Here is a 12416-nt window from a genome sequence, read left to right as displayed (position 1 = left end):
TGTGTATTTAGCGGAGTCAGTTAAGCGAAGGAATCAGTACTGACGTAATCCTGTCGGAGGAAGAGAACGCAACTTCCATGCCCTGAACACCTCTCGTGAAATACGGTTACCGCGAAAGGTTTTGATGCAAGGGCGAATTGACTCGCCCCGGTGCCAGAGAAAACGGGCGCAGTAATGAGGCAGTATCTCTTCACGTAAAAGGCGACTCATGGCGCCGGCGTGCCCGAATGGAGCAATAAAATCCCGAAACCACATTCGATCACCACAGCACCAGTCCTCATCCCTTATCATTACCGAGGGCTCGGTGAGATAGCGCGCTTCTGACTCCTCGCTCAACCACATCCAGCTCAGAAAGAAGACGGGGTGCTCACCCTGTGAAATCAGCACATATTGCTGCCGCTTGATGACCGGTAATAGCACCGTAGGCAGAACACTCAACGGTGCATCCCGGTGCATGGGGGAATGCATCCACAGCCAGTATCTCCGCTTCTGAAACGTGTCCACCAAGGATAAGCGGAGCCTGTACCACAAAGTCACCACAGCGCATGATCAGATATCCATATTCAGGCTAAAGCCAAAAGTAGCTGGACTGGTTTTAAAACCGTCTGGTCGGGAGAATGGCACGCCTGCAAACATGTCGTAGCCGATTTTCCAGATCTGTCCCCGCAGTCCTGCCGCACCTCCAGCCAGATGAGTTCCTGTCAGATATTCGATGCCTTTGCCACCCACTTCGCCATAATCCGCTGCCAGATAAAACTCTGTCCCTTGCAAGGGGGTTTGCCACGAAAGGTCATTGCGCACCAGCCAGCCCCGGTCAGCGCTGAGTGTGCGCTCACCATCAAAGCCCCGCACGGTATAGCGCCCGCCAATGGAAAACTGATCCTGAGGTGTGAGGGGCGTGTTACTGGTTTGGCGCTGCCATGCGGTATCAAAGCGGAAGGCTTGTTCGGCGAGAGAAAATGGCAGACTCAGGCGGGCATCGGTGCGCAGAATACGGCTCAGTGCAGTGGCTTCAGCAAAAAACTCCTCAGGTGCGGGTTGTGCCCCGAACCAGCGAGTACCTCGCTGGTAGCTGATCCCCGCATCCAGCGTGGCCGGGCCAATATAGTGTCGGTGCTGAAGGCCCGCTTTCCACGAGGAGACATGGCGGCGCTGTACTTCCACTTCAGTGTTATTGATATAGTTGCGGGTGGTGCGGGATTGTACGTCAAACGATGCAGTCGTTTTTTGCGCGCTATTGCGGTGCAGTACCCGGCTCAGCTGTGCTGTGAGACTCTGACTTTTACCGCTGTAGCGGTAATCTTCAAAATACCCGGCAACTGTTTGATGGTAATCATAGTCACTACCGATGAGAGCAAATGACCAGTATCCCACGGGTACAGACCAGTGGGCACTGAGGTTTTGGTTACCTTTCCCGTGCCCGGTTTGCAAGTCATGGCTTACTGAAAACCAGAACAAATCGCTCAACGCCAGTGGGTTATCCAGAGAAAGCGTCAGCCCCCCCTGATAACGCCCGGTGGATGTTGTACCGGAATCATCAAGCGACATACCAATACGCCAGAATTTACTCTGCTGACGGGAAATAATGATATCGCTTTCGCCGGGCTGGTCTGCGGGGACTATTTCCATCTCCACTTGCACAGTGGGCAGGCGTTGCAGGTTTTCCAGTCCCTGTTCTATATCGCGTAAATCCAGCAAATGACCATCACAGGCCGGGAAGGCGCTGTACAGCCATAGCCAGCGACTGCTGTCGGGCGTCAGTTCCACATGCCGGATTTTACCGGGAACAATCGTCAGACGAAGATGACCGCTTTTTACATCCTGGGCGGGTGCCAGTACCCTCGACGTGGTCCAGCCGTGAGCAGTCATCCGGTTCTGAAGTGTACTCATCAACAGATTAATGCCCTGCGAGCCCAGACAGTGGCCCGCCGCCTGATTTGCCAGGCGTTGCAGCGGCAACCACCGAGGAAAATCAGCCTGTCCCGTCAGTGTGACGTCATGGATAGTAAAGCAGGGTGTTTCCACTGGAAAGAGGATCTGTCCGGCAGGGCTGACGGGAGGTGAGAGACGCACATCAGGAGCCGGAGGGGTCAGTTGTTGCTCCAGCGCCTGCTGGCGTTGTTGCTGCAGGATAAACTGTTCGTCGCCGGGCGAAGCCTGAGCGGAAGGCAGTACGCACAGCAACGCGCCTGAGAGACACAAAAGGAAAAACGTGGGCGAGAACATCCGCAACGGATGGCGAAACTCCATTTCAACATAACTCCTTACACAAAGATACCATCTGCCTTAAAACGAAATAACCAGATTAATATAAGGCATTAATAAGCATTGTTTACATCAAAAGCATTTTTAAAAAATCTGAAAATGAAATTTGATGCCAGGGTAATGTGAAATATTCAGGGAAAGCGGTCAGACCGGTCGATGACGCCAGGGGGGCAAAATCAGTCCCCCGAAAACGTGCTTATTCTGTTCTGGTCGATCATGTTTTTGCTTCGCAGGGGCATCCAAAGGACTGAGTTATCGTCGTCTCGTAAACTACAGATGACCGAATGTACGTTTATTCAAATCATCCAGATAATCGGACCAGACCTGCAACCTCATTTGGGCATTGCAGGCGAGATAATCCCGTTCGAACGGTACGACGCAGATCGTGAGGGGTCCAATGAGGTATATCAAGCATTTGACCGCTTTCACGTAAACGCCATGAGTTTTCAGTCAGGTACTTCTGCTGGATAGGCTTTTTAGTCGCCTGTGAAGGGAATGAGTATTTATCGGAGGTGAGGCGTAGTACTTTGAGAAAGTCGATAGCCTGATCAGATAACTGTACGTAACGCTCTATCCCTGTTTTAGTTTCTCGCAGATGAATAGTGCCTTTTTCAAGATCAACATCCTTCCATGCCATATTGCAGACTTCACCGGTACGACACCCGGTCCAGAGAGTCAGACGTAACACATTTATCTGTTGTGCTTAAAACAGCAACTGAACCTCACCCAGCCCTCGAGATGAAAAAGCGTCTGTAAGGCCAGAATCTGTTTGAGAGCGAGCACATGGCACGCAGCTATGTCATGTTAAATAAGTACGCCAGTAAGTACGCGGGGGAGAAAACCGTAGGATTACATGCAGATGGAAAACTATAACACATTGATTTTTATGGTGCCGATAATAGGAGTCGAACCTACGACCTTCGCATTACGAATGCGCTGCTCTACCAACTGAGCTATATCGGCCCTGAGAGGCCGGTTACGAGTGTAACCACGGGGCAAGAGAGTAGATCTAACGGGGTGATGCGTCAATGGGCTTATGAATCAAGTGCCTACTTTTACATCACCCGCGATTTATTTACGCACGAATCGTATCATCGCCGAAGCCGATCCACTTGTAGGTAGTCAGCGCTTCGAGGCCCATCGGACCGCGCGCATGCAGCTTCTGAGTACTGACAGCAACTTCTGCCCCCAGGCCAAACTGCCCACCATCGGTGAAGCGCGTCGAGGCGTTCACGTATACGGCAGAAGAATCCACTTCGTTCACAAAACGATCAGCATTGCGCAGCGTTCGGGTCAGAATGGCGTCGGAATGGTGTGTACCATGTTCACGGATGTGCGCAATGGCGTCATCCAGGTCTGCAACCAGCTTCACGTTCAAATCCAGTGACAGGAACTCATCATCGTATTGTTCGGCTTTTACTGGAACAACAGACGCCGGGCCGTCTTTCAACAGTGGCAATGCATTAGCGTCCGCATGTAACGTCACGCCACTCTCCGCCATCTGTTTACTCAATGCAGGCAGGAAAGTATTCGCAATGTCCTGATGCACCAGCAGCGTTTCCACCGTATTACAGGTGCTGGGACGCTGAGTTTTGGCGTTAACGATAATCTTCAGTGCGGGGGCAATCTCTGCGGTATCGTCCACCACGATGTGACACACACCGATACCGCCGGTGATCACCGGAATGGTTGACTGCTCGCGGCATAATTTGTGTAAGCCTGCGCCGCCACGCGGGATCAGCATGTCGATGTATTTATCCATGCGCAGCATTTCATTCACCAACGCACGATCCGGGCTTTCAATTGCCTGAACCGCACCCGCCGGTAAGCCACACTCTTCCAGCGCCTGCTGAATAACGTTCACCGTCGCGGCGTTGGTACGCCATGTCTCTTTACCACCACGCAGGATGGCGGCGTTACCCGTTTTCAGGCACAAAGAGGCTACATCGACTGTCACATTCGGACGGGCTTCATAAATCACACCAATAACGCCCAGCGGAACGCGACGACGCTCAAGACGTAAACCGCTGTCGAGCAGCCCGCCATCAATCACCTGCCCAACAGGATCGGCCAGGTTGCACACCTGGCGAACATCATCAGCAATGCCTTTAAGACGTGCAGGCGTCAGCGCCAGACGGTCGAGCATAGCTTCACTCAGACCGTTAGCACGGGCCTCGGCTAAGTCTTGCTCGTTGGCACGCAAAATCTCAGTGGACTGCGATTCCAGGTAGTCAGCGATTTTTTCCAGCACACGGTTTTTCTCGCGGCTGGAAAGGAGCGCCAGCTTGTAAGAGGCAGCTTTGGCCGCTGCACCCATTTGTTCCAGCATTTTTGGCTCCTTAGCGAATGATCATATCGTCACGATGAACAGCAACCGGGCCATATTCATAGCCCAGAATAGCGTCGATTTGCTGCGAGTGATGGCCTGCAATGCGGCGTAGCGCATCGCTGTTATAGCGGCTCACACCGTGAGCAATATCGCGGCCTTCAAGATTACAGATACGAATCACTTCACCACGGGAGAAGTTGCCTGTCACGCTTTTAATTCCTTTTGGAAGTAATGAACTCCCTCTTTCCAGAATTGCGGCCGTCGCCCCTTCATCCACGGTGATTTCGCCTGCCGGTGGCGCGCCAAAGATCCAGCGTTTACGGTTCTCAAGTGGGGACTCTTGCGCATGGAACCGCGTGCCCACAGAGATTCCTTCCATCACATCACCAATTACGCCAGGACGGCTTCCTGCGGCAATAACGGTGTCAATCCCCGCACGGCACGCCACATCAGCCGCCTGCAGTTTGGTTCCCATACCGCCCGTACCAAGGCCAGACACGCTGTCGCCTGCAATGGCACGCAACGCATCATCAATGCCGTGAACATCTTTAATCAGCTCCGCTTGCGGATTCGTACGTGGGTCTGCGGTAAACAGCCCTTGCTGGTCCGTCAGAAGCAGCAACTTGTCAGCCCCCGCCAGAATCGCGGCCAGCGCTGAGAGATTGTCGTTATCACCGACTTTAATTTCCGCTGTCGCGACCGCGTCGTTTTCGTTGATAACGGGAACAATATTGTTGTCCAGCAGCGCACGTAGCGTATCGCGCGCATTCAGGAAGCGTTCACGGTCTTCCATGTCAGCGCGCGTCAGCAGCATCTGCCCGACGTGGATGCCATAGATGGAAAACAGCTGTTCCCACAACTGAATGAGCCGGCTTTGACCAACAGCCGCCAGCAGCTGTTTGGAAGCGATGGTGGCGGGGAGTTCGGGGTATCCCAGGTGCTCGCGACCGGCGGCAATTGCTCCGGACGTTACAATCACAATGCGATGCCCTGCGGCATGCAACTGAGCGCACTGACGTACAAGCTCAACAATATGGGCGCGATTTAGGCGGCGCGATCCGCCTGTTAAAACACTGGTACCGAGTTTTACCACCAGCGTCTGGCTGTCACTCATGATTCTCTGCCGTTCAACAATAAGGGAAAATGATGTCAATCAGACGTTTTAGCAGGAGTCAGCCTCGTTGCCAACTGCCTTAGCACAAAGCGAAACACTTTATTGCGCGGGATCAGGAAGCGTAGCGGCATATTTTGACAGTTTTATTACTGAAATAATAAATCACAGTTTTTTAAAATAATTCTTAGATTGTCATAAAACTTTAATTCCAGAACGTTAAAACCCTTCCTGTTTTTTCACGGGACATAAGCATGAGCTTATCGTTCAGCGAATTTTAGCGCGTTTAAAAAAATCAGGATCGAAAATGAAAAAGAGTACTCTGGCATTAGTGGTAATGGGCGTTGTTGCTTCTGCATCTGTTCACGCGGCCGAAGTTTATAATAAAGACGGCAATAAACTGGACGTGTACGGAAAAGTAAAAGCAATGCACTACATCAGCGATGATGCCACCAAAGACGGTGACCAGACTTACGTTCGTTTCGGCTTTAAAGGCGAAACGCAGATTAACGATCAACTGACCGGTTATGGTCGCTGGGAAGCAGAATTTTCCGGCAACAAAGCCGAAAGCGATTCTACTCAGAAAACCCGTCTGGCATTTGCTGGCCTGAAACTGAAAAACTTCGGCTCCTTCGACTACGGTCGTAACCTGGGCGCACTGTATGATGTTGAAGCCTGGACGGATATGTTCCCGGAATTCGGCGGTGACTCTTCTGGTCAGACCGACAACTTCATGACCAAACGTTCAAGCGGCCTGGCAACCTACCGTAATACCGACTTCTTCGGCGCGATTGATGGCCTGGACATGACCCTGCAATATCAGGGCAAAAACGAGAACCGTGACGCGAAGAAACAAAACGGTGACGGTTTTGGTACATCTCTGACCTATGATTTCGGCGGCAGCGATTTCGCGATCAGCGGCGCGTACACCAACTCTGACCGTACCAATGATCAGAACCTGCTGACTCGTGGTCAGGGTGACAAAGCAGAAGCCTGGGCAACTGGTCTGAAATACGACGCAAACAATATTTACCTGGCAACAATGTATTCTGAAACCCGCAACATGACCCCTATTTCAGGTGGCTTTGCGAATAAAGCACAGAACTTCGAAGTGGTTGCACAATACCAGTTCGACTTCGGTCTGCGTCCATCCCTGGGCTATGTCCAGTCTAAAGGCAAAGATATCGAAGGTATCGGCGATCAGGATCTCGTGAAATATATCGATGTTGGCGCGACCTATTATTTCAACAAAAATATGTCTGCGTTTGTTGATTATAAAATCAACCAACTGGATGACGACAACAAACTGGGTCTGAGCAACGATGACATCGTTGCACTGGGTATGACTTACCAGTTCTAATGTTGTCCAAATAAAAAAGCCTGGCGATTCATGCCAGGCTTTTTTTTTACCGGAGAAGTGAGAGAGGTCTTATGCCTTCACTCCGGTGCTCTCCCGAAGGAAGAAGAAGGAGAAAAGATGACGATCAGGCCGTCAGTTTTACCGATTCGCTGGAAAAGTTGTCTGCAGGCTCCAGTTTCAGTTCCAGGCTTGCCAGTAATGCCTGCGCTTTTTCATGAAACTCTCGCAACGTATGTTCCAGACGGTCGATAACTTCCTGGTCTTTGATGGTGGCCGATTGCCAGTAGCCATCTTTATTGAACAACCCAAACTGGTAGCTGTAGGTGAAGCGTTTTTCCTGTGCTTCCATCTCCATCCACCATCCCCAGAACTCACGTTTTTCGGGTGCAGGCTTCACGTTGACGCATACAGCCAGGCAGTCGAAAAAAAAGCGATTCTCTTCACACTGCTCTTCTCGAATATACGGGCCAAGAGCCATGAACTTCTTAATCAGTCTACTTTTCGGGTGTCCACTCGGTAACGTCATTGCGATCTCCTTTTGTGAAGCCACTGTTTTACCAAACCATCAAAATTTAGCAATCTATTAACACAGTCTCTGATAGATCCAACGCGTAATCTCTTTTAACGCTTTGTCAAAATTCTGATATACGGGACTGAACGGTATCTCCAACAGCTTGCCATCAGAAGATGACGATGTGATTAAGCGCGACTCCTCCTCCGGACTGAAAGGATCATTTTTCCAGAAACCGGACAGCATCGGCGTAGGACAACGACGTCCCAGCAGACCTTGCGTTTTTAAAGAGTAGCGATTGAGTTCCACGCGCAACGCTTCATCTGATGCATCATGCATGCCAAGACGACTCGCCAGGACATCCAGATACATCTCCGGCACACTGGCCTGCTGAGCCGGTTCGCTTAACAGAGCATGAACGACGGGGCCAAGACAGGCGACGGCTTTCAGGCGTGACGACTCCAGATACGCCAGACGCACCGCAACATTTGCGCCAAAACGGAAGCCAAAGGCCGCCACCCGCGTATGGTCGACCCACGGAATATTTTCCAGTGCTTTCAGCGCATGCTGGTGCAGTAAGCTGGAATCCTGCGTCAGCTTCCATTTAGAAGAGAAACCAATGGATGGCATATCAAGCGTCAGCATCGCGATCCCTTTTGGTGCGAAATAGCGCTCATAAAGGCTGTAATAGTCGATTTGTAGAGAGTCCAGACCGCCGCACATCAGGACCGTAGGGAACGGACCTTCACCCTCAGGCATGTGCAGAAACCCGGTCACGGACGAGCCGCCTGGAATAGTAAACTCAAGTTCACGCATGCGACCAGGTAAGCGTTGAGCCGCTTCTTCATAGGCACGATTCGCCAGAGCCTGCGCCTGTTCAGCCAGCTCGTCGCCTTTAAGATGAGGATAAGCCGCAATACTGTAGAGATTAGAGGCATGCAGCCAGTGTTGGCCACTCAACACGGCGTTTTCTTCCTGGCTGGCTTTCTGCTGCCAGAGCATCGCCTGTTTGGCCCACTCATAAATCCAGTTGCCACCACGATAACCGACCACGGTGTCGTAAAGTTCACTGTCAGTACGATCGGCCTCGCTCATGACGATGCGCGCCTGTACATCCAGGATTTCACGAGGATCAATACCGCGCCAGATCCACATCAGGCGGTTGATCATTCGATACCAGTGCGGCACATTTTTACCATCCAGCGCAGACTGCACATCGGGCAACGAGCCATGATTAAAGCGACGCACCAGCGTCGACGTTTCGGGGTGCTTGAAACGGGGTTTGAACAGGGTCTCAGAAAGGTTCGCCTGAGTCATTTCGCTGCCTCCATGGATACGACATATAGAGGCTATTGTAACGCGGCACAGGCTAAAAAAAACAACGCCCAGTTGAACTGGGCGTTAAAAATAATTTCTCTGCGGAATTAGCGAGCAGAAATTGGCGGGACGAAAACAACCCCCATATCCCACGGCTGTTCAATCCAGGTATCCTGTGGGATATCAATCACATAATCATCCACCAGCGGACGGCCAGCCGGTTTAGCGAAGATAGTGACGAAGTGCGCTTTCGGATACATTTCGCGAATCGCAACGGCAGTACCACCAGTATCAACCAGATCGTCAATAACGATGAAGCCTTCACCGTCGCCTTCAGCGCGTTTCAGCACGGTCAGCTCACGTTGGTTATCGTGGTCATAGCTGGAGATACATACGGTATCGACATGACGAATACCCAACTCACGTGCCAGCAGCGCTCCGGGGACCAGGCCACCACGGCTAACGGCAATAATGCCTTTCCACTGCTCGGAAGGCATCAGGCGCGCAGCCAGTTTGCGTGCATGAATCTGCAACATGTCCCAGGTGACGACGTATTTTTCGCTCATGTGAAGTGTCCCAGCCTGTTTGTATACGGCTTAAAAAGTGTTCAAGGGGGAAATAGGTTGCGCGAGATTATAGAGATCTGACGCACTAAAAACCAGTGTTTAGCGGCTCAGGGCTGAGTTTTTACATGCTTTATGCTACCAGCAACCAGAGAAAGTGGTATTCTCAGTTGCATCTCGCAAGCCTGTCTTGTGGTAACTATTAACCTGCTAACCCTGTGACCTGCATGAATCTTTGCAGCGCATCGACAAGGAGACTTATCGTGTCTGAACTGTCTCAATTATCGCCACAACCACTGTGGGATATTTTTGCCAAAATCTGTTCTATTCCTCACCCGTCCTACCACGAAGAACAACTTGCCGAACATATTATTGGCTGGGCAAAGGAAAAAGGCCTGCACACTGAGCGTGACCAGGTTGGCAACATTCTGATTCGCAAGGCTGCAACTGCAGGTATGGAAAACCGTAAACCGGTTGTGCTGCAAGCGCACCTGGATATGGTTCCACAGAAAAATAACGATACCGTTCATGACTTCACCAAAGACCCTATTCAGCCGTATATCGATGGCGAGTGGGTGAAAGCTCGCGGAACCACACTGGGTGCAGATAACGGTATCGGTATGGCATCCGCCCTGGCCGTGCTGGCTGATGACAGCGTTGAGCATGGCCCACTGGAAGTGCTGCTGACCATGACCGAAGAAGCTGGTATGGATGGTGCATTTGGTCTGCAGGCAAACTGGTTGCAGGCAGATATTCTGATCAACACCGACTCTGAAGAAGAAGGTGAGATCTACATGGGTTGCGCAGGCGGTATTGATTTTATCTCTACCCTGCCGCTTTCTCGTGAAGCCATTCCTGCGGGCTTCCAGACTTTCAAGCTGACGCTGAAAGGGCTGAAAGGCGGTCACTCTGGTGGTGACATCCACTTAGGCCTGGGCAATGCCAATAAACTGCTGGCACGCTTCCTGGCAGGCCATGCCACTGAGTTGGATCTGCGTCTGGTTGATTTCAACGGCGGTACACTGCGTAACGCTATCCCACGCGAAGCATTCGCCACCGTCGCCGTTCCGGCAGCAAAAGCGGACGAGTTAAAAACCCTCTCCGGCGTTTATCTGGATATCCTGAAAAACGAACTGGCTGTTAAAGAGAAGAACCTGACCGTGGTTCTGGAATCAGTGTCGACAGATAAAGCCGCGCTGACCACACTGTCTCGCGACAGCTTTGTGCAGTTGCTGAACGCGACACCAAACGGTGTGATCCGTAACTCTGACGTCGCAAAAGGCGTGGTGGAAACCTCCCTGAATGTGGGCGTAGTGACCATGAGCGACGACAGTGCTGAAATCATCTGCCTGATCCGTTCACTGATCGACAGCGGTAAAGAGTATGTTGTGAGCATGCTGGAATCACTGGGCAAACTGTCCGGTGCGAAAACCTCCGCCAAAGGCAGCTACCCAGGCTGGCAGCCGGATGCAAGTTCTCCTGTGATGGCGCTGGTGCGTGAAACTTATCAGCGTCTGTTTAACAGCACGCCTAACATCCAGGTGATCCATGCGGGTCTGGAATGTGGTCTGTTCAAAAAACCATATCCTGATATGGACATGGTCTCTATTGGGCCAACCATTACCGGACCACACTCCCCGGATGAACAAGTTCATATCGAAAGCGTTGGCCATTACTGGACGCTGCTGACTGAGCTGCTGAAAGCCATTCCAGCTAAGTAATTCCGTCAACCAGCCCTTTCCCACAAAGAGAGGGTGAAAATACCGCCCGGTAAGCATAATGCTACCGGGCTTTTTTATAACCCAAGAACGAGTTGCCGCTCAAGTTGCGGATCCAGCAGCGTAACGTGCAATCCTACCAGTCGAACGCCTCGTCCACCCCTGCGCTCTTCCCAGGCTTTTTTTGCCGTGGCGATGAGATCGTCTTTATTCAGGCGCGGCCAGACATGCTCCTGCGTGGTCTGCTGGAAATCGTTAAACTTCAGTTTGATGCCCTGACGGGCAATCAACAGGTCCGGTTTTACTTTGGCTAAGCGCCGTTCCAGTTCGGGGTAGAGTTGTTCAGTAATAATGATTTCGCAGTCGACCCAGTCATGAATATCTTCAATCAGTGTCCGCTCGACACCCACCGATTTGCGCAGACGTTCATTATTTACACTGCGCTCATCAATCCCCTGGCTGCGCTCCCAAAGCACGCGACCAAACTTGCCGAAGCGTTTGAGCAACATTGCCAGGTCACTGCGTTGAACATCTTCGCAGGTACGCAGCCCCATGCTTTCCAGCTTTGCGGCAGAGACTTTACCGACACCGGGTATTTTCCCCAGCGGCAGCGTTTTCAAAAACGCAGGAACCTCTTCCGGTGTAATCACATACTGCCCATCTGGTTTATTCAAATCTGAGGCAATTTTGGCAAGGAATTTAACCGGCGCGACGCCCGCAGAGGCCGTCAGATTTAGTTCATTACAAATAGTCTGCCGAATTTCTTGAGCCATCAGCGTCGCGGACCCGTGGCAGTGCACGCTATCGGTCACATCAAGATAGGCTTCATCCAGCGACAGCGGTTCTATCAGGGACGTGTAGCGAGAAAAGATCTCCCGGATATGTTGAGAAGCCTCTTTGTAAGCGTCAAAACGACCAGGCAAAAGCGTGAGATGAGGGCAGAGTTTTAGCGCCATTGCCGTTGGCATGGCACTGCGCACGCCAAATTTGCGAGCCGGATAGTTGGCAGTACTGATGACACCACGCTGCACACGGCTGCCGCCAATGGCAATAGGGATATCCCGCAACGCGGGATTATCACGCATCTCCACTGCTGCAAAAAAGCAGTCCATATCCACATGGATTATTTTGCGCATAGTAAACCCTCACTCATCACTGGATAAGTATACAGTAAAAAAATCAGAGTTGAGAAGTGAGCGCAGCAATTGCCGGGCTGGATGTTATTTATCGGGCCTACAGGAT

9 protein-coding genes, 1 tRNA gene and 2 pseudogenes are annotated in these 12416 nt (G+C 51.6%); 2 read left to right on the top strand and 10 right to left on the bottom strand.

Annotated features, from left to right (window positions below; all coding sequences use genetic code 11):
* Positions 1-33 precede the first annotated feature (33 nt).
* The 6 genes and pseudogenes from HV346_RS04520 to proB form a co-directional block, all read right to left on the bottom strand.
* Positions 34-547, bottom strand: a pseudogene (locus HV346_RS04520) (toxin-activating lysine-acyltransferase).
* Positions 548-549: 2 nt separating this feature from the next.
* Positions 550-2250, bottom strand: a complete 1701-nt coding sequence (locus HV346_RS04515) for a ShlB/FhaC/HecB family hemolysin secretion/activation protein (RefSeq protein ID WP_249415129.1) — start codon at positions 2248-2250, stop codon at positions 550-552.
* Positions 2251-2590: 340 nt separating this feature from the next.
* A pseudogene (locus HV346_RS04510) lies at positions 2591-2956 on the bottom strand (tyrosine-type recombinase/integrase); the annotation flags it as partial.
* Between the two features lie 196 nt (positions 2957-3152).
* Positions 3153-3228 (bottom strand) — tRNA-Thr (locus HV346_RS04505).
* Between the two features lie 112 nt (positions 3229-3340).
* On the bottom strand, positions 3341-4594 hold the full coding sequence (proA, locus tag HV346_RS04500; protein WP_181622380.1) for a glutamate-5-semialdehyde dehydrogenase: 1254 nt from the start codon (positions 4592-4594) through the stop codon (positions 3341-3343).
* A 10-nt stretch (positions 4595-4604) separates the two neighbouring features.
* On the bottom strand, positions 4605-5708 hold the full coding sequence (proB, locus tag HV346_RS04495; RefSeq protein ID WP_181622379.1) for a glutamate 5-kinase: 1104 nt from the start codon (positions 5706-5708) through the stop codon (positions 4605-4607).
* Between the two features lie 304 nt (positions 5709-6012).
* Here proB and phoE point away from each other — a divergent pair, with 304 nt between their 5' ends.
* On the top strand, positions 6013-7065 hold the full coding sequence (gene phoE, locus HV346_RS04490) for a phosphoporin PhoE (RefSeq protein ID WP_181622378.1): 1053 nt from the start codon (positions 6013-6015) through the stop codon (positions 7063-7065).
* A gap of 124 nt (positions 7066-7189) precedes the next feature.
* On the opposite strand, the gene crl is transcribed toward phoE, so the two are convergent.
* The 3 genes from crl to gpt form a co-directional block, all read right to left on the bottom strand.
* The gene (gene crl, locus HV346_RS04485) at positions 7190-7591 is read right to left on the bottom strand and encodes a sigma factor-binding protein Crl (protein WP_181622377.1); all 402 of its coding nucleotides are present in this window, start codon (positions 7589-7591) and stop codon (positions 7190-7192) included.
* 57 nt (positions 7592-7648) lie between these two features.
* On the bottom strand, positions 7649-8893 hold the full coding sequence (gene frsA, locus HV346_RS04480; RefSeq protein ID WP_181622376.1) for an esterase FrsA: 1245 nt from the start codon (positions 8891-8893) through the stop codon (positions 7649-7651).
* 107 nt (positions 8894-9000) lie between these two features.
* Positions 9001-9459 carry a xanthine phosphoribosyltransferase gene (gene gpt, locus HV346_RS04475; protein ID WP_181622375.1) on the bottom strand — a complete coding sequence of 153 codons (459 nt, stop codon included), beginning with the start codon at positions 9457-9459 and terminating at the stop codon, positions 9001-9003.
* Between the two features lie 260 nt (positions 9460-9719).
* On the opposite strand from gpt, the gene pepD reads away from it, so the two are divergent.
* Positions 9720-11177 (top strand): cytosol nonspecific dipeptidase, encoded by a 1458-nt coding sequence (pepD, locus tag HV346_RS04470; protein WP_181622374.1) that lies wholly within the window; start codon positions 9720-9722, stop codon positions 11175-11177.
* Positions 11178-11251: 74 nt separating this feature from the next.
* Here pepD and dinB read toward each other — a convergent pair whose 3' ends face one another.
* Entirely contained in the window at positions 11252-12310 is a 1059-nt protein-coding gene (gene dinB, locus HV346_RS04465) for a DNA polymerase IV (protein ID WP_181622373.1), read from the bottom strand.
* Between the last annotated feature and the right edge of the window lie 106 nt (positions 12311-12416).

This window comes from Enterobacter sp. RHBSTW-00994, assembly GCF_013782625.1.
In the GTDB taxonomy this organism is placed as follows: domain Bacteria; phylum Pseudomonadota; class Gammaproteobacteria; order Enterobacterales; family Enterobacteriaceae; genus Enterobacter.
This window is presented reverse-complemented; position numbering and strand designations above follow the sequence as displayed.